The following is a 23,671-nucleotide window of genomic DNA, read 5'->3' as shown; positions in this document are numbered from 1 at the left end:
AGAACCTCCCCCAATCGCCAATTCCTCCGGCGATTGCTTTGTGTGTATCGTTCTATGTATATCATTCTACACTATCGATTGCCGCGCAAGAGCTTTTGTGTCTATAATTTTCGGAACACCGGGGAATGAGGCGATTTGGAATGAAAAATCAGGCCGTTAACGCGACAAGAGACAGGGTCACTATCCGTGACGTGGCCCACGATGCCGGTGTCTCCGTCGCTGCGGTCTCGAAAGTTCTGCGTAATGCTTACGGCGTCAGCGAGGTCTTGCGAACCAAGGTCGAGATCTCGATCGAAAAATTGAACTACCGACCTTCTGTCGCAGCGCGAGCCATGCGTGGCCGCACGCAGACGGTTGGCGTCCTGGTGATCGAGTTGTCGAACCCGTTCCTTGCGGGTGTCATCGAGGAGGCCAATGCCACGCTGGCGAAAAGCAGCTTCAAGGCACTGATCGGCATCGGCCGTTCCACGAGCCCGATCGAAGCTTCCATGATCGAATCGATGATCGACAACCGCATGGATGGCGTTCTGATCATCGCTCCCAGGATATCGAGCAAGGTGCTGGAGCGCTATGCGCGCCAGATCCCGATCGTCGTCATCGCGCACCATGAGCCGCATGCGCAGACCTATGACACGGTCAATTCCGACGATCGACGGGGCGCCTGCCTCGCCGTGGAGGCAGCGTTGCGGTCCGGCTACACCGACATCGCGATGCTCGGCTATGACCTTGCCGATTCACCGCCCACCATCGTCGCCCTCCAGCGCGAGAAGGGCTATCTTGACGGCATGAAGGCTGCGGGCCTGGAGGCCCGCATCATCCGTCTGCCGCTTGTCGGATCCGACCGCCGGGCCGCTATCAATGATTTTCTGGCCCTGAATGACCGTCCCCGCGCGGTTTTCGTCTGGTCCGATCTCGATGCTGTACCACTCATCAATGCCGCGCGCATGAGTGGCATACGTGTCCCAGAAGATCTTGCAATTGTCGGCTACGACAATTCGCCGATGGCGGCCATACCGCTCATCGGCCTGACAAGTGTCGACCAGAACGCCGCTGAACTCGGCAGGACCGCGAGCGAAGCGCTGCTTAGCCGAATAGAAGGACGCAAGGACGCTCGCCACGTCCTGATCGAACCCCGTATCGAATGGCGCGGCAGCACGTGAATGGCTCCCAGGAATAGTTTGGGATCTCGTTCAATTGGTGCCCAGGCTCCGCTAGCGGCTGCAGCAACCACTGCGATTTTCGTTGGCGCTGAGACGGATCTCAGGACGGACTGGGAATCGGCGGCAAATCTGGCGCCTCCAATCCGGAAAACGGATCGCGCCATGCATCGATCTCATCGAGACGGTCGGCCCATCGCTTTATTGCGGGATACCGATCAATCGGGAGGCGCGCGGCGTCGTTGAACGGCAAGAATGTCGCCATCCGAAAATCTGCAAAGGAAATCGTCTCGCCGACCAACCACGATCGATCAGCAAGCTGGCTTTCGAGAATGCCGGCGGCCTTGTGGAATTGTCCAAGACCCTCTTCAATCATCCTCTCGTCACAGGTTCCGATGCCGTAACGCAACTTCGTGCCTCGCTCCCAATGCACAACGTCACAGGCCTTGACGAAATTCTCCTTCGCCCAGCTGATCCAGCGTATCATTTCCGGCTCATGATCGTCGGTTCTCCAGAAATTCGAGCCGACACGACGGGAAAAACAGCACGCGATCGCATCGGTCTCCCAAAGTGTGCGACCGCTATGCTCCAAGATAGGCAACAGAAGGTTTGGGTTGAGTGAAGAAAATCGCTCCGACTGCCCCGGGGCCATTGGTGCGGCAAACTCGAATTCCACGTCCATCTTTAAGAACCGCGCCACGGCGACAGCGAGTCGCGGATTGGGGTTTCTGCTGAAATAAATCTTCATTAGGTCTTTGCCTCCACCGTCTTCATAGCAAAAGACGAACGACGACCGAGCCTTTCGACATGGCGATGAAAATTCTGCTGGGCCCGCGACATAGCTATCCCACAGAAGGGTAGTGACGGCGCGAAGCACGTTTTCTCCTCCGCCCGCCCTGGGGAGCCAATGGCACAAGGGTTTTGTCCTCGTCCGGCGAGGCGCGGCCAGATTAGATTTAGCGCGTTAGGCCTATCGCGCGCGCTGTAGGCACTTTAAGAAAAGAACCATATTATACCTTGCAGAGTATATTTAAGGGCATTATATGAAGACTAAGCAAGAGCGATTCACGCTCTTCGTTGAGCGGCTGGCCGGCGCGGAGGCAGCAGGAACACATGATGAGGCGTTTGAACTTATCCGCGAGACCCTCGACGGCGTTGAAGACCAGTTTTCCGGCATTGCCTCCAACCCGTCAGCTTTTCAGACGGATGGACGAATGTACCCTCCACAAGCTGACAACGCCCGGAAAGTACCGGGCCATCCAGGCACCATCCGGTATCGATCCAGAGCACACAACACGATCATCGGAGCAAATGGCGCTATTCGGATTGAAACAATAGGGTTTCAAAAAACTGTAGTCCTCGAAAAGCTGGGCGCGAATGGAGAAGGATTGGGAATATGACAGCAACTAGCCTTTTGACTGATACAGTCGCTCACCTCCAAGAGCTTGGGTTCGCCGTTGAAACTGACGCTCCTGATGAATCGAATGGCGAGACATTTCTGGACATCACAAGGAACGATTTCTCCACGCAAATCTCCTTCCGCCCGCATGCTGGACTAGGGCTATTCATTTCCGACGATGCGTACGGACAGAGACCTGATGAGGTGTACCGAAACGCGGAAAAGGCTGCCAATCGGGTCGATCAGTTATTCAGACAATTCGAAAAGTCGGGATCTATTGGATACCTCACTCTCGTGGACATGCGGAAGCTCAACAACCTGTCGCAGGTAGAGCTCGCTGAGGCTCTTTCGATCAAGCAACCGTCGGTCAACAGAATCGAGAAGCGGGAAAACATCAAGTTCGAAACCCTGGCGAAGCATGTGGCCGCGATGGGTGGCCGCCTTGAGATGCGCGTTGTTTTCGACGAAATGGAAGCCCGGCTAGAGATTCCATCTTCCCAGGTAGGATGATGCCAATGCAGGCTCCAACTTTAAATCTAGTCGTCCTCAGGGCAAGCGACCCTGGTTCTCTGGCTTCGTTTTACCAAACTCTTGGTTTTCAGTTCCGAAAGGAGAAGCACGGTTCAGGCCCCGAACATCTCGCGTCGAAGACAGGTGGCTCGGTCTTTGAAATCTATCCCAAAGGCACCGAGAGCTTAGAGCAGCGGATTGGCTAATTTGTACATTTGCGGTTATAGAGCCCCCTGTTTGTGAAGACCAACATCTGAGAGCATAGCATGACAAGCCAACATGCGGGCCGCGCAGGCGCTACATACGCCGCGCCGGACGGCCAGCCCGGAAGCGATCCGGTCGCCGCGGCACATTCGGTACCGATGGTAGCCTTCCAGGGCGCCGGGAAGCGTTACGGGCCCGCGGGCGAAGGTGGTTTCACCGCCGTCGAAAGCGTCGATCTGACAGTTGAACGCGGCGCCATCACCGGGATAATCGGTCGCTCTGGCGCCGGCAAATCGACGCTCATCCGCATGGTCAACGGGCTCGAGAGCGTGACGTCGGGCAAGGTGCTCGTCGATGGTGTCGACGTCGGCGCGCTTGGTGAGGACGGTCTCCGCGGCCTGCGCCGCCAGATCGGCATGATTTTCCAGCATTTCAATCTACTGTCGTCGCGCACCGCCTTCGACAATGTGGCGCTGCCGCTGGAAATTGCGGGCGTCGACAAGAAGGCGATCCGTGCCAAGGTCGGGCCGCTGCTCGACCTCGTCGGCCTCGGCGACAAGGCCGGCAGCTATCCTTCCGAACTTTCGGGCGGCCAGAAGCAGCGCGTCGGCATTGCCCGCGCGCTGGCGACGGACCCCAAGCTGCTGCTCTCCGATGAGGCCACCTCGGCGCTCGACCCGGAGACAACGCAGTCGATCCTCGAGCTCCTGAAGCGGATCAATGCCGATCTCGGTCTCACCGTTCTCCTGATCACCCACGAGATGGAGGTGGTGAAAACCATCGCCAGCCACGTGGCTGTCATCGACGCCGGCCGCATCGTCGAATCCGGCCGTACCTTCGACGTCTATACCAACCCGCAGCACGAGACGACGCGCACGCTGCTCGCCTCGGCCTTGAAACTGCCGAACTGGCTGCGCTCCGCCGTCAAGCCGCAGCCATCGGCCGGCGACCGTGCGCTCGTCCGGCTGGTGTTCTTCGGCGACACGGCCTTTCAACCTCTGACCGGCCGGCTTGTCGCCGAGCTCGGCTCCGACGTCAATATTCTCGCTGGCGCGATCGAGGAGATATCGGGCGAGCCCTTTGGCTCACTTGTCGTTTCCTATTCGGCGGAGCCGGATGTCGTCGCGCGGGCTAACCGCTTCTATGCCGAAACGGGCCTTACCACGGAGGTGCTCGGCTATGTCGCCTGATATGATTTTCGGCCTCCTCTCCAAGGCGCTGATGCAGACCCTGCAAATGGTCCTCGTTGCCGGCATCGTCGGCTCGATCATCGGCCTGCCGATCGGTGTCTTTCTCGCCACATCTGGCAAAGGTGAGCTGTTTCCGGCACCGAAAACCAATCGCGTGCTTGGGCTCGTCGTCAACGCCGCTCGCTCGACGCCGTTTATCATCCTGGTCGTTGCCATCGTGCCGCTGACGCGCCTTTTGACGGGTACCTCTATCGGCACTTGGGCAGCGATCGTGCCGCTGACCATCGCCACCATTCCGTTTTTCGCGCGCCTCGTTGAATCTGCCATCCGCGAGGTCGACAAGGGCCTGATCGAGGCCGCCCGCGCCATGGGAGCGACGCCATCCCAGATCGTCTACAAAGTGCTGCTTCCAGAGGCGCGACCCAGCATCCTGATGGCGCTGACGATGACCATCGTCAGTCTGATCGGCTACTCGGCCATGGTCGGGGCCGTCGGCGGCGGAGGCCTGGGCGACCTCGGCATCCGCTTTGGCTACCAGCGCTTCAATCCCGAGATGATGGTCCTCGTCGTCGCGGTGCTGATCGTGCTGGTGCAGGTCGTGCAAAGCGCCGGCGACGGGCTCGCCCGCCGCTTCGACAAGCGTAACCGGAAGACCTGATCATTTACTCGCATACCCAATAACATACCAAGGAGTCTCCCATGAAAAAGTTCATCATCGCCGCCGCGATTGCGGCCTTTGCAGCCGGCTCGGCCTTCGCCGAGGATATCAAGGTTGGCGTCACGCCAGGCGAGCACGCCCAGATCATGGAAAAGGTCGCCGAAGTCGCCAAGACCAAGGGTCTGAATATCGAGATCGTCGAGTTCTCCGACTATGTCGTGCCGAACCAGGCGCTGGCCGACGGCGACATCCAGGCCAACTCGTTCCAGCACCAGCCCTATCTCGACAACCAGATTGCCGACCGTAAGTTCGATCTCGTCAGCATCGGCACGACCATCACCACGCCGATGGGTGTCTACTCCAAGAAGGTGAAGAGCCTCGACGAACTGAAGGACGGCGCTACCGTTGCCATCCCGAACGACCCGACCAACGGCGGTCGTGCGCTTCTGGTTCTGGCCAGCAAGGGCCTGATCAAGTTCAAGGACAACCCGGGCATCAAGGTGACGGTTGCCGATATCGTCGAGAACCCGAAGAACATCGAGTTCGCCGAAATCGATGCCGCCCAGCTGCCGCGTTCGCTTGAAGACGTTGATGCCGCCGTCATCAACACCAACTACGCCATGGAAGCCGGCCTGCATCCCAAGACCGACGCCATCGCCATCGAAGGCGAAAAGTCACCCTATGCCAACGTCATCGTCGTTCGCGCCGCCGACAAGGACGCGCCCTGGGCCAAGACACTGGTCGAGTCCTACCATGATGAAAGCATCCGCAAGTTCATCAACGAGCAGTTCAAGGGCGCCCTGATCGCGTCCTGGTAAAATCCCACTTTATCGGGCCAATACAGTGAAACGGTTCGGCTCCGCCGGGCCGTTTTTTCGTTGATCAGGGGCATTTTGTCTTCGCCAAATCGGACGGCGTTCACCGAAGGCTGCGTTACCGTGACGAAGATCGATGTTGGGCGGTAAAGCCCGATCAGATTGAAGAAAGCCGCCATCGCCGACATTACAGGCTGTCTTGAAGATGATGCCTACCGCCCGATAATCGGGCTCACTCTACCGCTGGACCAAACGGCGCAAGCTCATATCGCTCTGGAGCGGGGAACTGTCGTTGGGACGATCATCATCAAACTGGTCGAGGGCGATACGTCTGACCGGCAACCGAGCCGCAGGCCTGGCTGAGTCGTTGAATGGGTTTGTCCGCGATAACGGGCATTGCGAGCGGAAGAATACCGCTGGCCCCACTCCTGCCGGTTCCTTCTCATCGGACCTTCGAAACCTTGGAGCGGTCCCATAGTTGCCGATTTGCTAGCCGGGGGGATCGCCTCCCACCCCGACTGGTTATCGGGTCGATCTACGCTAAAGCTCAGGTATCGTGAGGCAGATCGCAGGTCACGCCCAGAATGTCCGGAAAACCACCTACTTAACAATGTCGTCTTTCACAGTTTATTAAGACACTTGTACTGAAGCTTCGGCGGGATTGGCAGCGGATTCTTGTGCAATGGTGAATGGAGCAGTTTTCTTCCTTGTGGTGAATTTCATCATCGCAATCTGCTTTGCGCTGGTGTTCGCCGTCGTGGCGGTGCGAAGCCAGTCGCGCCAGGCTGCGCTATGGTTCTCGGCAGGTTTTGCTGTCGCCTCTCTTTCTGCCATCAGTGAACTCTTCGTTGCGTATACAGATTTGTCGAAGCTCTTCGCAGTTTTGGCATTTGCAACTGTGCTTGGTGGCATGATCCTGCTGCGCTTTGGTATTGGCGAGCTTTACGGCGTGCGGATCGCGCCATTCTGGGCGATATCTTTTTTCACCCTTTGCATCTTACTTGATCTGTTTATCTATGGCCTGCCGCGTAGCACGCTCAGGCACGCCTTATCTTATCAAACACCTTTTGCGCTGGTCATTCTTACCAGCGCTGCTGCGGTCTTCGCGTCACGGCGCCGCGCAAGGATCGATCGGGTCCTCGGCTATCTGCTTACCGCAACCGGTCTACATTTCTTTGCAAAGGCTGGTCTGGCAGTGACCGCCGGTGCCGGGGTGGCGGCAACTGACTATATTCGTACAAACTACGCATTGATTTCACAGGGATCGACTGCCGTATTGATCGTGGCAGTTGGTCTGACACTGCTTTCGGTCCTCGTCCTCGATATCATGGCCGACGAACGCAGCAATTCCGAAAGGGACGTACTTTCGGATCTTGCCAACCGCCGCGGTTTCGAGAACGGTGTCGCCGCTGCCCGCCTTGTCGCCCCCGCCGTCCGGCATTCCGTCATAACCTGCGATATCGATCGCTTCAAAAGCATCAACGACACGTTCGGTCACCATGCCGGAGACAAGGTGATCCGCGCCTTTGCTGACCTCCTGAAATCCGGCGCCGCGCCGAATTTCATCGTCGGGCGCATTGGCGGCGAGGAGTTTGCGGTGTTCATGCCGAACACAACGGTGGAAACGGCCATGCTGTTTGCCAGCTCTGTACGACGCGGAGCGACGGGGATCACTGTGGAGGGGTTGCCTCCAACACTGACGGTTAGCGCGAGCTTCGGTGTTGCCGAAATTCCCGTCGGAGAAAGCCTTGACGACGCGATGCGCCGGGCCGACATGGCACTTTACGAAGCAAAGCGAGCCGGGAGAAATTGCGTTAGGCAGGCCCGACAAACCCGCTCCGGGTCGCCGGATATCAGGCTGGTGACATGAGAACAGGCCTTCGGGATGGACTCGTTCTCCGTCTTACCTGAAATGCCTGCTTTTCTGGCCTGCCTGAGATCATACCGCAAAGCCTCCAATCTGTTTTCACGCTGCCATAGCGTTATAATCCATACTGTCTAGATCGGCGATAAGGCCGGGACCCATCGGCTTCCATCCAAGTACTTGTTGCGTCGTTTTGCTGGAAGCAGGAAAGTCCAGTCCAGCAAATATCGCCATCCAGCCGAAATGATCGGCGGCTTCCGTCGGTGCGACCGATACGACAGGAAGTTTCAGGCCACGGCCGAGCGCCTTCGCGATCTCGCGGGTCTCGATCCCTTCTTCTCCGACCGCGTGATACCGAGCTCCGGCTTCGGCTCTCTCGACAACCAGGCGATAAAGCAATGCCACATCGCGCAGATGACCCGCCGGGAACCGATTGAGACCCTCGCCCACATAAGCACAGACGCCTTTCGCCCTGGCAATTTCGATAAGTGGCGAGATAAGGCCCTGCTTGATCGTATTGTGTACCTGCGGAAGTCGCACGACCGACACATTGACGCCCGCATCAAGCAGGGCATTCCCGGCGAGTTCGGATGCAACACGCGGGTTGGGATGAGCCGTGTTGCAGATATTCTCGCTTGCAGGTTTGCCGAGCTCGGCATTGCCCAGTCCCGTGCCGGAGGTGATTACAAGAGGGCGTTTCGACCCCTTGAGCGCCTCGCCGAGCGCACGAATTGCGCGGCCGTCTTTCTGGCAATTGTCGACAAAGCGCGAAAAATCATGGTCGAAAGCTGTATGTATGACACCATCCGCTTTTTCCGCACCTGCCCGAAGTGTATCGGGTTCCTCGAGCGTGCCGCGATGAACTTCAACGCCCGCGGCTTCGAGTGCCTTTGCGCCGGCATCTGAACGTGTCATGCCGATAACATGATGCCCTGCGTTTTGGAGTTCAGGTAAGATGGCCGAGCCGATGAAGCCGGTCGCCCCGGTAAGGAAAATTCGCATGGGATGTCTCCGTATTGCTGGAGACGCTACTATCCGGCTATTATTTATGCTGTTAAAGTAGTGATCTTATCCTATTATAATGGCTAACAGGAACCATGAGCACTGAAAAGAATCCGCTTGGCGTGTTCCTCAGGGACCGCCGTTCGCGACTTGACCCGGCGACATTCGGCTTTTCGGGGCGGAGGCGCACGCCGGGTTTGCGTCGGGAAGAGGTCGCGCAACGGGCCAACATCAGCCCGACATGGTATACCTGGTTGGAGCAAGGCCGTGGTGGCGCCCCATCGGCAGATGTTCTTAACCGCATCGCGAGCGGCTTGATGCTCACTGAACCGGAGCGGGAACATCTCTTCATGCTTGGTCTCGGCCGCCCGCCCGAGGTTTGCTACCGTGTCGCTGGGGGCGTCAGTCCCCGCCTCCAGCGGCTGATCGATACGCTCGACGCAAGCCCCGCCCTCGTGCGGACCGCCGCGTGGGACATCGTTGCCTGGAACCGGGCTGCCACTATCGTGTTGACCGACTACGACAGGCTCGCTCCGGACGAGCGAAACATACTGCGTCTATTGTTCTGCAATCCGACGATCAGGACCTTTCAGCACGACTGGGAGGCGATGGCACGATTTGTGGTCGGTGCGTTCCGAGCGGACGCTGCGCGCGCCGGGGCCACGTCGGAGATTGCGGATTTGGTCGACGAGCTTTGCCGGGCGAGTCCGGATTTCGACAGGCTCTGGCGTGAAAACGAAGTCATCTCTCATGGAGAAGGAACCAAGCGACTGAAGCATCCGGACCTGGGTGACATCGAGTTGGAGTATTCGGGGTTTGCGGTCGATGGGAGACCGGATCTGAACCTGGTCGTTTACAATCCTATTGATCCAGCCGTAGCCGAACAGATTCGGCGACAGGTTAGAGAAAAGCAACGCACCCGCGCGGCCAACGGGTAAGCTCTCCTGAAGTTGCTGGGCGCGTCTGAAAGAGCAAGACGAACGGCAAGCACCACGGCGGATCACTCGAAGAGACCTGATCACAATCTCTAAAGACGCCTCTTCGCAAGGGCGGCCGAAAGAAGCCAATCGGCAAGGCCGAGACAGCGAAGCACGGGTTAGCGCTTGCCAGCAGTAGGGGATTCTTTCCTGTTGGGCGAGCCAGATGTCAGGCCGCCATTCGCCGCTTGTCGAAGCTGCCTTGACGCGCGCCGCACCGAGACCCAAAAGCACGACGTCTTGGTTCACGCGCACGCGATCGCCTCCGGTGCAGCCAAGGTGCTCAAAGTCACCCGTCGGCTAGTACGCTCGCGCTGAAGGCGAAGGCTGTGTGGCGCTGCTTGTGTTAACGGTTGCCGCCGTCCGCATGTCGGGGATTGAGCATTCACGGGAAAGCCCTGCCCGGTCTTTTACGCGGCTTCCATTTGAAGCTTTGCCCGCCTCGCGCTTCACGCCCGCGCCGCGGTTGCTTCGCCCAGCTCCTGAGTGCGAGCGGCCGCCCTCAGAGTCGGCATGCCACTGCCTCAAGTTTTAGCTATTTCCAAAGATATCCCTTCACTCTTTGCGCAACTTCCACTTGAGGCCGCACCTGGAATTCGCTTCTCCTAAAGCATGCCGACACACCGCTCATTTCCGCCACCGCGATATCAGACGAAGAAGCAGGCTCCACCACTGTTCACCATGCAGGCATTCTACATGGCGATTATCGTGGCTGGACTGGCTGGCTACGTCGGCACAGACCTACTGGCGTCCTCGACGCGGTATGCGGCTTTCTCGAGTGCTTGCAACATTAAAGGGAACATTAGCATAGACACTGGTGAGCGGATCTATCACGTCCCCGGTCAGGAGTACTACGGCGAGACCAGGATATCCTGGCGCTACGGCGAGCGATGGTTCTGTAGCGAAGCAGAGGCGCAAGCTGCTGGATGGCGAAGGGCAATGCGCTAAGCACTGGCAATGCGGCTACCTCTTAGCACCAGCCGATAGCATCCGTTGTGTTGCATCGTCGAGCGCATGGCTTGTTTGGACGCCATCCTGTTTCAAGCCGTACGCGGTATTGGCGCATCCGGACAGGGCGAGTAAGGCAATGCAGATTGCAATGGTCGACTTCATACCGTTTGCTCCACGTTGAACCTCTGGCGTAGATGAGGCAGCAATTGGCGATTTCAATTGCGAACGCAGCGGTGCCAGTGGCGCCAGCTCTTGGACCAATCATCGATTTCGTGGCAGCAGGCCACGTATAAAGGCTTCCCCTATTGACCGCGGCGCCTTGAATTGGTGGCTCCCAAGCCGCCTTCTGGCTACTCCACCGGGTGCACCGTCATGACTCACGGCCAGTCCTTCTTGTAGGTTGCTCCGAAGATGGCAAGCGCTACCACGAAGGTGCGAAAGAGCTTCGCGTCGGCTTCTCGATGCTAACAAGCTCGGTATCTTGCCTGCTACTAGCAGCCCGCGATCGACACAGATAACGGCATCTGACCAACGGCTAATTCGCGATGATTCCCACGATAACGGTTCCCCAGGTCGTGAGCAGGATATGGCCGATGGGTACAGCCGGTGTGTATCCGAGAACCGCAACGGTACTTCCCGATCGATCCTGGACGGCCGCCATGCCGGCAGTCATCGTCTGCGCGCCGGCCAGCCCCCCGAGTAGCAGGATGGGGTTCATGCGAAGCACGTAGCGGCCGAAATAGAGCCCTACAATCATCGGGGCAATGGTGACGATCATGCCGCCAAACAGAAGCCCCACACCCGCTTCGGCGATTGCAGCAACAAACAGCGGTCCAGCATGCAGCCCCGTCATTGCGACGAACGCGGCAAGGCCGAGCGCAGTCATCAGCGATACAGCAGCATCTGGAATCCGCCCGAAGAGGGGGAAGCGCGTGCGCAGATGCCCAACCAGCAGGCCCGCCAGCAGCGTGCCCACACTCGTGCTCAACGAAATCCGCATGTCGCCGATCGGAAAGGTGACGAGGATGCCGACAAGTCCACCAAAGAATATCGCAAGACCGAGAACGAAGAAATCCGTCGTCGTTATCGGTGCGATGACGACACCGATCTGTTTTTCCGCATGCGACACCGTCGCCTCGGGCCCGACCAGGCGCAAAATGTCGCCTCGCTCAAGGCGGATCCCCGGCCCTACGGGGATCGCCGCGCCGCCACGGCTGATGGCACGCAGATATAGACCACGTGTCCACCCCTCCTTGGCAATGTCATCGAGCTTTCGGCCCGCCAGCTCACGGTTGGTCAACAGCACGTCTGCGGCTAGTATCGGGACATCAAGAAGTTCACGATCCTCGACCTCTTCGGCGCGTGGGCCAAGCACGGCCACGAGTGCCTCCCTCGGCCCCGAGACGGCCACGACATCGCCGGCAGCAATCACCATCTGCGTCTCCGCCTCGATGATCGTGCTCCCCCGTCGCAGGCGCAGGACAAAGAGCCTGTGCTCGGGAAATTTCGCCTCTGCGGCCGTCAATGTTAGACCAGCGATCGGTGCCGCGTCCGCGATCCGATACGCGCGGATTTCGAAGCGATGCCAGGCAGATGCCACGCCGGGCGTCTTGCGGGATATGCCGAGTTCCTGCTCGAGCTTAAGTGCCTCTGCACGCAAATCGATGCGCATCAGCCTCGGGCCGACGACGCTGCAGAACAGGATCACTCCAACGGCGCCGAATACATAGCACACCGCATCCGCGACAGCGATATGTGCCACCAACCTCGCGCGATCGGCTTCCGTCAGTGCCAGCCCATTGATCGCCTCGGTTGCCGTGCCCATGGCAGGGCTTTCGGTCAGCGCGCCCGAAACGAGACCCGCCGCGAAGCCCGGATCAAGACCAAGACCCTTGGCAACAGCCACCGCCGTCAGCAACCCGGTCACACATACAACGACGGCAAGCAACACCGGCTTGAGACCGTCTCGTTTCAAGGCTTGCATGAACTGAGGTCCGACGGAATAGCCAATACCGAAGAGAAACAGAAGGAACAGGAAAGATTTTGCCATGGCGGCAATCGGGACATCGGCGAATTGACCTATCAGGATGCCCGCAAAAAGGGAGCCTGTGACGGGTCCAAGTGTAAAACCTCCGAATTTGATGCCCCCGACCAAATATCCGATGCTGATCGCAAGAAACACTGCGAGTTCCGGATACTTGACAAGGAATTGCGCGACCCAAGACATGACCAGACTGCCCCCTCTCCCCTTCTCCAGGCCAGATATGATCGCCAACTGTCCGCACGCCAGAAGTCAGCGGTGCCTCGCTACGGCATGCCGTAGCGAGGCGGCATTATGGAGCGCGAAGCCAGCGCTCGTGAAGCAATGACTCAGCGCTTTGCGCCTGCAGCCTTCGGTTTGAGCAATTTTAGCCCCCTGGCTCTCTCGTAACCGTGAATCTCTTTCACATCCAATTTGCGCATGAAATCGATGGTCTCCTGCGTCAGCACTTGACCCGGCACCATGATCGGAAACCCGGGCGGATAGGGTATGACGAAATTGGCCGAAATCATTTCCGGTCCCTCCCGCAGTCTGCGATCGCACTCAGCACCGAGCAGCGGGACATACTCGCAACGCGCCGCGTCGTAGGCATTAAAGAAAGCAGTCCGCATGTCGCCTTCGGGTGTTGCTTTACCCGCATCACCGCGGAAGGTTTCGTGGAAATGGCTGAAATTGGGCAGGTCCGGCACGTCAGTCATCAGGGATTTGACCCGCGCATCAAAGGCGGCTCTTTCTGCCTGTCCACCGTCGGCGAGGCGCTTCTCAATGCCAAGGCAAATCTCGACGAGAACGCGGATCAGGTGGGCCACGTCGCTACGCGTGTTGTTGATGTTCGACTGGAGTAGCACGCTATTGCGCGACGTCTTGTTGAGCTGGATGCCGTACTCGCTCGCCAGCAATCCCTTGAATTGCGTTCCGTCGAAACCAGCGGTTCCGCAGACAAGCGTCATGCGCGTCGGATCAAGATAGAACTCGTCCTCTTGCATCGCTTTGACCGCGGTGGCCCAGTTCGAACCTGGCGCGAGATAGTCCTGGAAGCCCGACTGGCGGTACGCGGCTGGTATCATCTCATCGGCACCGAGCACACGGAAGTATTTCGAGATCAGCTGATGCTCATTGATTGCCCGACGGATCTTCAACGCAATTTCGATTGCGTTCATCACCAGGCCATAGCCTTCAAGTTCCATCTGTCGACGTGCGACGTCGAGGCTCGCGATCAGTTGCTGGTTGGGGCTGGTTGATGCATGCGTGAAGACTGCCTCGTGGAACTGAGCTTCAACCGTATGAAAGTCCACATCCTTGACGAGGAGCATGGAGCCCTGCCGGATCGCCGACATCGACTTATGCGTCGAGTTCGTCTGATAGACGCGAAGGCGTACAAGCCGCGGATCGGGGATGAGCCGGGTGGCAAGAAGTGTCTCGTCGGAAGGGTTATCTCCGAGATTGGCGCTTTGCTTCTCATAGGCACTGATGGAGGCGGGATCGCGCAACCATTCCTCGATGTCGGAGGCGGCTCCCATGGCGGTTCGAGGTCGCAGGAAGGGAGAGAACCGGGCAAATCCCGACCACGCCTCGTCCCAGAGGAAGATCAGATCCGGCTTTATGGCAAGGCATTCCTCCATCACCCGCCTGACATTGTACATGTGCCCATCGAAGGTGCAGTTGGTCAGGTCAAGCAGCTTTAGGCGATTGAGCCGCCCCTCCGCTTTCAACGCCAGCAATGCACGTTTGATGGTGGCGAGTGGCACTGCCCCGTACATCGAGTATTCCGTCATCGGGAAAGCCTCGACGTAGTATGGCTGCGCACCCGTTAGAACCATGCCGTAGTGATGCGATTTGTGGCAGTTGCGGTCGACCACCGCGATGTCGCCCGGGGCCAGCAGCGCCTGGACGGCCATCTTGTTGGAGGTGGACGTGCCGTTGGTAACGAAAAAGACGTGGTCGGCACCGAATGCGCGGGCAGCCATTTCCTGCGATCGCTTGATGTTGCCGGTAGGCTCCAAAAGGCTGTCGAGGCCACCCGTTGTCGCGCTGCTTTCCGCCAGGAACAGGTTGAGGCCATAAAATTCGCCCATGTCGCGGATCCAGTCCGACTTGAAGACAGACTTGCCGCGAGCAATGGGCAGGGCATGGAACGTACCGATGGGCCGCCGTGCATATTTTTTCAGGTTGTCGAAGAAGGGCGTCTCGTACCGTGCCTGCACGCCTTCGATGATCGCGAGATGCAGTTCCAGCGGTTCCTCGACGGCATAGAAGATGCGCCGTATCGAATCCGCCGCCGGATCACCGGCAATTTTCTCGACCTGCCGGTCGGAAAGCAAATAGATGTCGAGTTCCGGCCGGATCCGCTTCAATATCCGTGACAAGTGAAGCGCCGAGACCTCGGGGCTTTCCGCCTCTCCAAGCAGCGGATTTAGCACGGAGCGCAATACTGGCGCGTCATGGCGCGAGCGGTAAGGAAACCCCTCCGCAAGGACGACGGAGATGATAGATGGGTTCAATGCCGCAGCGCAAACCGCATCCTCGAAGGAGCCGACGAAAATGGGCTCATAAATGAAAGAATCTTCGTGACGGCGCATCCTGCGGAGCTCGGAGGCCAAGGCGGGCCATCGTGCGGCAGGTTGGCTGTTGACAAACAGGACCTCGAAATAGGGGCGATGAGCACGAGTCTCACCCGTGGCTGGCGGCATAATATCGACCACCTCGTTTGGCGACAGGTGGTCATTGACATCCCACTCCTCGGGACGGCTGCGATAGGCATCCGTCAGAAGGCCGTTGGAGATGCGCCGAGCCAGTCGGGCCGCCCCGCTGGGGTCGTTTGAAGCAATGCGCTCGGCCAGGGCTTGGCGCAATCGCGCACCGGGATAAGCGTGGTATTCCTCTACGGCTTCCATGGCGGCGAGCGCTGCCTCCAGCGCCTCCCGCCCTCCCCGCTGTGCGGCCCACGCGTCGGCCAGAGACGTGACCTCGCGCCAGTTGTCGGCACGCCCCGAATGCATCAGCAGAGACTGATTGTCTGCGGTTTTTTTTGGCATCTGATGCTCCCAACACCCTTTTATTGAAGATTCGCTACAGTTGACGAATTGTCACTGCACAGACGATTGGAGTGGCCTGCTGCAGGTCGCCAGCTTCTAAAGGCACTGCAAGGCGAGCGGAGCCGTATACCGACCCCCATCCATTTCAGGCCAACGTCAGCACCAGTCCCAGGTCGCGAATGGACTATTGTCGGCAGTGTAGCCTAGACTCAGTATCGGCATTCCGTCCCGTCAGCCCCGAAGCGGAGCCGTAGCTAGCCGGCGTCGTGCGCGACGGGACAGCATCACAGCCCTAGCGGGCCGAACTCAGGATCACTCAACGGCTGCAACATGCGAAGTAAAATACGGTAGTATACCGCAGACCGTCTGTAACCTACTCACCGCCTCGACCGATGGTTTTCGCGCTGCAGCCTCCCCCCGGCCTCTGTCTTTCCCGACATCCTATTCTACCGGTCCGGTGGCCAAACGACGCGCGCAAGGTCCCTGACGATATCAGCTTCCAATTCAGCGACCATCGTCTCGTACTCCTCGATATAAAAGCCCGCACCATCACGCCGGAAGTTGTCTAAGGCGACGCAACCCTCATCGTAGGCTTCAAGAAGATTGCAAAAGAACGGCCATAAACTGGACGCGGGCAGTTTCTGGAGCAGTTGGCGTTGCGCAGGCAGCTTGAGCATCAACCGACGCAATCCAGATTGCGCGGTCCCACGGCAGCCGTCCTCCTCTATCCAATCCTTCCCCATTGGCGATCCTCTACCCGATAACAGTGTAACAACCGCGCGCCCACGCGGAAGTAAATTACGGTATGTTCTGTTTGCGTGCCCGTTCTGGCCGCCGTGAAATTGCGCGGCCTTTTTTTTGGCGTGATTAAGGAAGCCAATTGCCATGTCACTACATGTCGATAATCTAACATCGACATGCCTCTAGTTGTCCACTTGTCGGAAGGACCCAGATGAGAAGTCAACCCGACGGCGTACACTCGCACCCCTCTCCCGCCGAGGTCCGAGAACAGTTGGATCGCATACTGTCGAGCCCAGAGTTCATTCTCCCCGATCGCGGGCACAGATTTTTGCAGTTCATCGTGAACGAGACCCTCGAAGGACGCGCCGCTTATCTGAAGGCATTCACCATTGCAACCAGCGTTTTCGGTCGTGATGCGTCATTTGATGCAATGAATGATCCTTGCGTGCGAATGGCAGCACGCCAGCTTCGTAGCGCTCTTGAGCGGTACTATCTGACGAGCGGCTCAGCGGATGAAGTACTGATCACCGTTCCGGCTGGCGGTTACGTTCCAACTTTCGCAAAACGGGCGATTGAGGGTGGCACCAGGACTGAAGATGAAGCGCAAACGGTCTCTGCCGCAAGCGCGTCATTGCCCGATAAGCCGCCAACCGAGCCGCCAAAGCGCGAAAGCAGATTGCCTCGTTGGATCATGATCACCGCTGGAATGATCGTACTTGCCGCCGTGGGGATGGCGTCGTTCACCGAAAGAAATAACACTACATCGAAGCAGCCAGTCATGGGCGGCGGCAGGCCGACGATTTTAGTCAAGCCCTTTGCGACCAACGAAGAAACGAGGGTCTCGAATGAAGTCCTGAGTGGGCTGAAAAATGAAATCGTCGTCAATCTCGTGAAGTCCAAAGAACTGGTCGTGATCACGGAGGGCGCAAAAACCAACGCCAATGAGGCCGACGCGACATACACTCTGCAAGGTAGCATACGCATGGAGGCTGATGATATGCGAGCAATCGCACGCCTGGTCCGAGCGGCAGACGGTGCAGTCGTGTGGTCGAGCGACTACGACGTCAATATAAAGGGTCGAAGCATTCTCGACGCCCAGATGGCCATCGCGCGATCAATCGCGGCGGCTGTGACAGCCCCATTCGGAGCGGGGGCGATGTCGCGGCCCCAAGGATAGGCTACGCCCTGTGCTGGAGATATCAGCTCTCGGAAACGAGTTCCAGGTTAACCGTCTCCAGCCGGCTTCTGCTTCCTATGCATTGGTCAATGCATGTGCGCTCCTTAACCGCTCGAAAACCGGTGCCGGCGAAATGGCTTCCCGCTTGGTCCAGGGCGCGGGTCTCGTATTAGGACGAAGCTTGCAGACGGGAGAAACCCTTCATTACGTCGTCGAAATCGTCCGGATCAATATCGCCTACTGTCAACGTGGCGTCGAGGTTGTCGGCGATCTTATTGGTATGCGGCAGTGATAAAAGGGTGAGAGCACATCGGTGATGCATGCCTTAAAGGGCGTAGGATACCGTATACTACCCCACTTGAAGGTGTAACATTCTTTGCCGTTGCAATCTCATCGGATACCATTCCAACTAGCAGAACTCGAAGTCCGCATTTCGATGTGTCCAATGCCCGGCAGGCATACCACAGTGGGAGGAATGATAATGACGGCAGCGGGAATCTACGCAAAATTTGTCGATCTCAGCCCTTTTGAGATCAAGGACGAACTCATCAGGCTGGCTCAGGCTGACAAATCGGGGCGTGCATATCTCAACGCCGGGCGAGGCAACCCCAATTGGATCGCAACCAAGGCGCGCGAAGCTTTCTTCCTTCTTGGTCAGTTCGCGCTGACCGAGGCCAAGCGTGTTTCCTTCGATGAAGAAGCGGGTCTCGCGGGAATGCCGCCCGTCGACGGATGCTACAAGCGGCTGAAGGCATGGGTGGAAAAACGCAAGGGCGATCCGGACACGCCCGGCGCTGAGACGCTCGACGCTGTGGTGGATTTCGCCATCACGAAATTCTCCTTCGAGCCTGATAAGTTCGTCAACGAACTCACGGACTCGATCATAGGCGACCACTATCCGGTTCCCGACCGCGCGTTGGTGCACAACGAAGCGATTACTCATGAATATCTGATGTGGGCCATGTGCGCTGGCCACCGCCCGACCGCAAAATTCGACCTCTACCCGGTCGAAGGCGGCACCGCGGCCATGTGCTACATCTTCAAGGCGCTCAAGAATGCGCGCCTTCTGAACTCCGGTGATACGATTGCGCTCGTCACGCCGATCTTCACGCCCTATCTCGAGATGCCGCATCTCGAGGACTATTCGCTGAAGCAGATCCATGTTTCGGCGGAGGCGGAAGACCGTTTCCAGTTGACCGAGGAAGACTTGAAACCGCTCGAGGACAAGTCAGTCAAGGCGCTGTTCATCGTCAATCCCGGCAATCCCTCCGCGGTCGCGATCGATCCGGAAAGCATGGACCGGCTGGTCAAATTCGTCAAAACAAAGCGCCCAGACCTGATGATCCTGACGGATGACGTCTACGGCACCTTCGTGCCGAATTTCGAATCCGTCATGGGCCATCTGCCTCACAACACGATCGGCGTCTATTCCTATTCGAAGTATTTCGGATGCACCGGCTGGCGCCTCGGCGTCGTCGCCGTCGCCCAGGACAATATCTTCGACAAGATGCTCCGAAAGATGCCCGAGGCCACGCAAAAACTTCTCGACGCGCGCTACAAGGCTCTGACGCCGCATCCCCGCGATCTCAAGTTCATCGATCGCATCGTCGCCGATAGCCGCGATGTGGCGCTGAACCACACGGCCGGCCTGTCGCTCCCGCAACAGGTGATGATGTCGCTGTTCAGCCTCGTGGAAATGATGGACGAGGAAAAGATCTATCAGAAGGCGTGCATGGCCATCTGCCAACGCCGTTTCGACAAGCTGATGAACGGAATGGGGATCGAGTTCAAGGCTCGCCCCTATTTCGACCGCTACTACGGCATCATCGACTATGAATATTGGGCACGTAAGTACGTCGGCGACGAGGTGACGGACTGGGTGAAGGAGAACGTTCATCCGCTCGATATCGCCTTCAAGCTAGCCGAGGACCATGGCATCGTGGTGTTGAACGGATCGGGCTTCGAGGCGCCGAACTGGTCGGTGCGCGTGTCCTTCGCCAACCTGCCGGACGAGGCCTACGATTCGATCGGCAGGGCCATCCGTGCGGTGGCGCGAGGTTATCTGCAGGCCTACCGCGCCGCCAAGGGCGAGACGGCTCAGCCGTAGGGCGGGTCGCTATTCGATTTGTAGAAGACGCAGCCGAAGAGATCCTACGCCGGAGATCGCCACCATGCTTCAATGGTTTGCCGCAACGCTTCAGAAATATCCCGAAATCGCCATCTTCCTGTCGCTTGCGATCGGCTATTTCGTTGGCAAGTTCACCTATAAGGGTCTCGGTCTCGGTGCCGTCACCTCGACCCTGCTCGCCGCCGTGGTAATCGGGCAGCTCGGTATCGTCATATCGCCGAACGTCAAATCGGTCTTCTTCCTGATGTTCCTGTTTGCGGTCGGCTACGGCGTTGGACCGCAGTTCGTGCGCGGTATCGCTTCCGACGGTCTGCCGCAGGCGATCTTTTCCGTGGTCGTCTGCATCTACTGCCTGATAGTTCCGGTGGTCGTTGCAATGATCGCCGGCTACGATGTCGGCTCGGCCGCCGGCCTCTATGCCGGCTCGCAGACCATCTCTGCCTCCATGGGCCTTGCCACCGACGCGATAAACCGGCTCGGACTGACGGCGGAACAAACCCAGGCGACGCTCAACGCGATGCCCATCGCATACGCGGTGACCTACATCTTCGGTACCGCCGGATCGGCGGTCATTCTGGCGCTTGTTGGTCCGCGGCTCCTCGGGATCGACCTCGTCGCCGCCTGCAAGGATTACGAGGCGCGCCACAGCGCCGCGGCGGAGTTCGGCGGAGCGGGATCGGCCTGGCACCGCTTCGAACTCAGGGCCTACCGCATCAAGCCAGACGGCCGCGCCGTGGGCATGACCGCGAAGCAAGCCGAGGCGATGGTGCCGGACGCGCGCGTTTTCGTCGAGCGCATCCGCCGTGACGGGCGGATAGAGGAGGCGACCGCCGATACGGTACTCAAGGCCGGCGACGTCGTCGCCGTGGCCGGTCCACGTGACGTGCTGGTCGAGGTGCTCGGCCAGGCCGCCGAGGAAGTAAACGATCCCGAGCTTCAGAATGTCCGCGCCGAGGGCGTCGACATCTACGTCACGTCCAAGGCGGTGGACGGCAAAACGCTGTCCGAACTCGCCAAGTCGCCTACGGTGCGCGGCGTCTTCCTGCGCAAGATCGTTCGCGGTGCGACCGCGACGGTGATCCCGATCCTGCCCGATACCAAGATCCACCGCGGCGACATTCTCACGCTCGTCGGCCGCCCGCAGGACATCACCGCGGCGACGAAAGGCATCGGTTACCCCGATCGCGCCACCGACGTCGCCGACGTCGCCTTCATCGGCGCCGCGATCGTCCTCGGCGCGTTAATCGGGGCGTTCGTCCTCAACGTCGGCGGTGTGCCCCTGACGCTGTCCACCGCCGGCGGCGCGCTGATTTCCGGCCTTATCTTCGGTTGGCTTCGCTCGGTGCATCCGACCTTCGGACGGATCCCGTCCTCGACCGTCTGGTTCATGAACTCGGTCGGCCTCAACGTCTTCATCGCGGTGGTCGGCATCAGCGCCGGCCCCGGCTTCGTTGCTGGGCTGAAGGAGCTTGGAGTAAGCCTGTTCCTCTGGGGCGTGGTTGCGACGTCCGTTCCGCTGATCCTGGCGATGTACACCGGCAAATACCTGTTCAAGTTCGATCCGGCCATCCTGTTCGGTGCCTGCGCCGGAGCGCGTACCACCACGGCGGCGCTCGGCATGATCACGGACGCGGCGAAGAGCCAGGTTCCCGCGCTCGGCTACACCGTGACCTACGCCATCGGCAACACACTACTGACGATCTGGGGGATGGTCGTGGTCCTGTTGCTTGGCTAGTTTGCCGTAGGTAAGGTAGCGTGTATTGCCGAGGCAACTGCTTGGGCCCAAGTGGTCACCATCGTCATCTCTGGGTCTGATATCAGTCGTGTGCACCTGGAAGCAGCATTATTGACTAGGACGTCGAGCTACACCGCCGCCAACGGTCGAGCAGTGCTTCGGCCGCACTCGAAGCATGACAGCATCCAGACCCGGCACCTCGATCCCCGTCCGACCGTCGACGCGTTCTTCATCCTTGCAGATATCTGTGACTTCCCATTCGTCTGGTACGGAGAACTCAATCGATCGAACTTCGCGGCTATGATTGATCAGGACGACAAACCGAAGTTCGTGTGAAAACTCGTGCTCGGTCACAGCAATGGCTGGATCGACAACACCTATGAGGCGCGATTTCTTGTTCGCCTTCGAGAACTGCGCATACAGGCGCCAATAGGGATTGTCCTCACTAAACAAGGTTCCGGCAAATTCGACCTCAACTGGAAAAGCCAAAGCGTAAACATTACCCTTGCCGAGGCGATTGCTCCAGAAGACGGGATCGCCAGTATCGTCCCTCGTTGCAATGGCTTCGCCTGAGGTCAATTTCACCCGTGTCTCGCCAGCTCCGAGTATTTCGATCTTATGGCCACCATCCAGGATCGTTGCGGACGCCGCCATGGGTGATTTTGACCGCGATACTATCTCGGCACCAAACGTTTCCACGAAATGGGGCACGATGCCGTCCTTGAAGGACACGTAAAGCGTCGCCCCTTCCCTGGCCCGCCGCAGCAGTTCGAGCCATACGCGCTTCGGTATGCAGTTGGGACCAGTCAACGAAGGCAGGATGTAGATGCCAGCTTCGGGGAGCTCTTGATGAACGTGACAATAGGCGAGCTGCAGCTTTGCCTGCTTGGCAAGGATGAATGCCCCATAGGCGGCGGCCCAATCGTCCTGATTGTCCGACAGGATGCAGACAGCATCGATCGCTGCAGCAGGTAGCGTGCCATTTGGAACATGCTCCATCACCTTCTGGAATTTTGCGAACTCTTCCAAGACAGGTTTCGCCGTGTGGTCGGTCTTCACCAATCCGAGCTCGGTTTCGACGGCGAACCAATCATAGGGCGCATGACCGAGACCGGTTTGATCGTAGGCACACCACCATCCAAAGGCTCGGCAATCGTTCGCCCACAAGGACCACATGTTGACCCGAGCGAACTTCGCCGAAACTTCATCGCTGGCAATCATCGGACCCATTGTCCCGACTTCTTCGACGATACAGGGCTTGCCGCTGATATCGCGATAGAAGCTGGTTTCTGCGGTCGCGTGGAATGTCGTTCGGAAGTCATCGACGTGGCCGAGTTCGGCGTGGCGAACCCAGTACGGGTACGGATGCGTCGTCAGGATATCGGTCAACTCACCCTGATCTTCGATCAGCCACGGGTTCTTATGGCCTTTCAACCGCGAAGAAAGGGTATGCATGCCGGAGACGACCGACCGCGAAGGATCGGCGCGCTTGATGGCACTCGAAATGGCCGCGGTCCATGTATAGGCGACGTCCGGATTATCTGCGACGCCCATGCAATTGCATTCGTTTCCGAGATCCCATACCGCGATCGAACCCTCGTCCTTCAGGGCACTCACGAATTCTCGGACAAATCGTATCTGCCAAGCAATGCTCCTCGCGTCACTGATAGGATCCATACCCTCCAGCGCCGGCGGAACAAACAGGCGGCCGCTCATCCATCCGGTAATCACACCGACAACGAGTTTGAGATCGTGCTTTTCAGCGAGAGCGCACATTTCCCGAAACCGGCCGATCATTGTCGAGGACAGTCCGGCCCGGCCAAGGGCATCGGTTCCAAGAGGCTCTTCGCGTAGCCGATATTCATAGGGGGCGGCGGAATGTGTTCGAAGCAGCTTGATCGGCTGAAAGTCGGGCCACAATGGGAAGACCCGCAACCAACGGACCCCATGCTTAACCAGGGCAGCCATGTCGGCATCAACGACGGACGGCTGCCAATCCTGCCACATGTTCGTCCCCGCATGGGATGCCCAGTAGTTGCATCCGAGTGCCAAACCCCCCTGAGGAAAGAGCTTGATTGAATCATTCG

The 23,671-nt window shown here is 58.6% G+C and carries 19 protein-coding genes; 12 read left to right on the top strand and 7 right to left on the bottom strand.

What is annotated here, in order from left to right; genetic code table 11:
- Positions 1-140 precede the first annotated feature (140 nt).
- The gene (locus C934_RS0108675) at positions 141-1,160 is read left to right on the top strand and encodes a LacI family DNA-binding transcriptional regulator (protein WP_018856323.1); all 1,020 of its coding nucleotides are present in this window, start codon (positions 141-143) and stop codon (positions 1,158-1,160) included.
- A gap of 100 nt (positions 1,161-1,260) precedes the next feature.
- Here the strand turns inward: C934_RS0108675 and C934_RS0108670 are convergent, their stop codons facing one another.
- Positions 1,261-1,905, bottom strand: coding sequence for a glutathione S-transferase family protein (locus C934_RS0108670; protein WP_018856322.1), 645 nt, complete (start codon positions 1,903-1,905; stop codon positions 1,261-1,263).
- A gap of 295 nt (positions 1,906-2,200) precedes the next feature.
- Between C934_RS0108670 and C934_RS0108665 the strand changes: the two genes are divergently transcribed.
- The 6 genes from C934_RS0108665 to C934_RS31760 all read left to right on the top strand — a co-directional run bounded on the left by C934_RS0108665 (position 2,201) and on the right by C934_RS31760 (position 7,803).
- Positions 2,201-2,557, top strand: a complete 357-nt coding sequence (locus C934_RS0108665; protein WP_018856321.1) for a hypothetical protein — start codon at positions 2,201-2,203, stop codon at positions 2,555-2,557.
- Positions 2,554-3,066 (top strand): helix-turn-helix domain-containing protein, encoded by a 513-nt coding sequence (locus C934_RS33230; RefSeq protein ID WP_018856320.1) that lies wholly within the window; start codon positions 2,554-2,556, stop codon positions 3,064-3,066. Before C934_RS0108665 ends, C934_RS33230 begins: the two co-directional genes overlap by 4 nt.
- A gap of 362 nt (positions 3,067-3,428) precedes the next feature.
- The gene (locus C934_RS0108650) at positions 3,429-4,460 is read left to right on the top strand and encodes a methionine ABC transporter ATP-binding protein (RefSeq protein WP_026371675.1); all 1,032 of its coding nucleotides are present in this window, start codon (positions 3,429-3,431) and stop codon (positions 4,458-4,460) included.
- Positions 4,450-5,118, top strand: a complete 669-nt coding sequence (locus C934_RS0108645; RefSeq protein WP_018856317.1) for a methionine ABC transporter permease — start codon at positions 4,450-4,452, stop codon at positions 5,116-5,118. Before C934_RS0108650 ends, C934_RS0108645 begins: the two co-directional genes overlap by 11 nt.
- Before the next feature lie 41 nt (positions 5,119-5,159).
- Complete coding sequence (locus tag C934_RS0108640) at positions 5,160-5,936, top strand: MetQ/NlpA family ABC transporter substrate-binding protein (protein ID WP_018856316.1); 777 nt, start codon at positions 5,160-5,162, stop codon at positions 5,934-5,936.
- 679 nt (positions 5,937-6,615) lie between these two features.
- Positions 6,616-7,803: a GGDEF domain-containing protein gene (locus C934_RS31760; RefSeq protein ID WP_018856314.1), complete on the top strand. Its 1,188-nt coding sequence runs from the start codon at positions 6,616-6,618 to the stop codon at positions 7,801-7,803.
- 96 nt (positions 7,804-7,899) lie between these two features.
- Here the strand turns inward: C934_RS31760 and C934_RS0108625 are convergent, their stop codons facing one another.
- Positions 7,900-8,799: an SDR family oxidoreductase gene (locus C934_RS0108625; RefSeq protein ID WP_018856313.1), complete on the bottom strand. Its 900-nt coding sequence runs from the start codon at positions 8,797-8,799 to the stop codon at positions 7,900-7,902.
- A 95-nt stretch (positions 8,800-8,894) separates the two neighbouring features.
- Between C934_RS0108625 and C934_RS0108620 the strand changes: the two genes are divergently transcribed.
- Both C934_RS0108620 and C934_RS35590 read left to right on the top strand, forming a co-directional pair.
- A complete protein-coding gene (locus tag C934_RS0108620) occupies positions 8,895-9,737 on the top strand; it encodes a helix-turn-helix transcriptional regulator (RefSeq protein ID WP_018856312.1) in 843 nt (280 codons plus the stop codon).
- A gap of 651 nt (positions 9,738-10,388) precedes the next feature.
- The gene (locus tag C934_RS35590; protein ID WP_026371674.1) at positions 10,389-10,724 is read left to right on the top strand and encodes a sunset domain-containing protein; all 336 of its coding nucleotides are present in this window, start codon (positions 10,389-10,391) and stop codon (positions 10,722-10,724) included.
- A 15-nt stretch (positions 10,725-10,739) separates the two neighbouring features.
- On the opposite strand, the gene C934_RS35585 is transcribed toward C934_RS35590, so the two are convergent.
- From C934_RS35585 to C934_RS0108595, 4 genes are all read right to left on the bottom strand, one after another.
- Entirely contained in the window at positions 10,740-10,889 is a 150-nt protein-coding gene (locus C934_RS35585) for a hypothetical protein (protein ID WP_018856310.1), read from the bottom strand.
- A 373-nt stretch (positions 10,890-11,262) separates the two neighbouring features.
- Positions 11,263-12,954, bottom strand: coding sequence for an aspartate-alanine antiporter (gene aspT / locus C934_RS0108605; RefSeq protein WP_018856309.1), 1,692 nt, complete (start codon positions 12,952-12,954; stop codon positions 11,263-11,265).
- A gap of 143 nt (positions 12,955-13,097) precedes the next feature.
- A complete protein-coding gene (locus C934_RS0108600; RefSeq protein ID WP_018856308.1) occupies positions 13,098-15,803 on the bottom strand; it encodes a decarboxylase in 2,706 nt (901 codons plus the stop codon).
- Between the two features lie 446 nt (positions 15,804-16,249).
- On the bottom strand, positions 16,250-16,546 hold the full coding sequence (locus C934_RS0108595; RefSeq protein WP_018856307.1) for a hypothetical protein: 297 nt from the start codon (positions 16,544-16,546) through the stop codon (positions 16,250-16,252).
- Between the two features lie 209 nt (positions 16,547-16,755).
- On the opposite strand from C934_RS0108595, the gene C934_RS0108590 reads away from it, so the two are divergent.
- From C934_RS0108590 to aspT (C934_RS0108575), 3 genes are all read left to right on the top strand, one after another.
- The gene (locus C934_RS0108590; protein WP_018856306.1) at positions 16,756-17,721 is read left to right on the top strand and encodes a hypothetical protein; all 966 of its coding nucleotides are present in this window, start codon (positions 16,756-16,758) and stop codon (positions 17,719-17,721) included.
- Positions 17,722-18,202: 481 nt separating this feature from the next.
- Positions 18,203-19,828: a bifunctional aspartate transaminase/aspartate 4-decarboxylase gene (locus C934_RS0108580; protein ID WP_018856304.1), complete on the top strand. Its 1,626-nt coding sequence runs from the start codon at positions 18,203-18,205 to the stop codon at positions 19,826-19,828.
- A gap of 64 nt (positions 19,829-19,892) precedes the next feature.
- Positions 19,893-21,584 (top strand): aspartate-alanine antiporter, encoded by a 1,692-nt coding sequence (gene aspT, locus C934_RS0108575; RefSeq protein WP_018856303.1) that lies wholly within the window; start codon positions 19,893-19,895, stop codon positions 21,582-21,584.
- 108 nt (positions 21,585-21,692) lie between these two features.
- Here the strand turns inward: aspT (C934_RS0108575) and C934_RS31750 are convergent, their stop codons facing one another.
- A complete protein-coding gene (locus tag C934_RS31750; RefSeq protein ID WP_156828734.1) occupies positions 21,693-23,591 on the bottom strand; it encodes a glycoside hydrolase 5 family protein in 1,899 nt (632 codons plus the stop codon).
- Positions 23,592-23,671 lie beyond the last annotated feature (80 nt).

Origin of the sequence: Rhizobium sp. 42MFCr.1 (assembly GCF_000377185.1) — a bacterium.
In the GTDB taxonomy this organism is placed as follows: domain Bacteria; phylum Pseudomonadota; class Alphaproteobacteria; order Rhizobiales; family Rhizobiaceae; genus Rhizobium; species Rhizobium altiplani.
The sequence above is the reverse complement of the archived record's forward strand: the minus strand, read 5'-3'. Positions and strand labels throughout refer to the sequence as shown.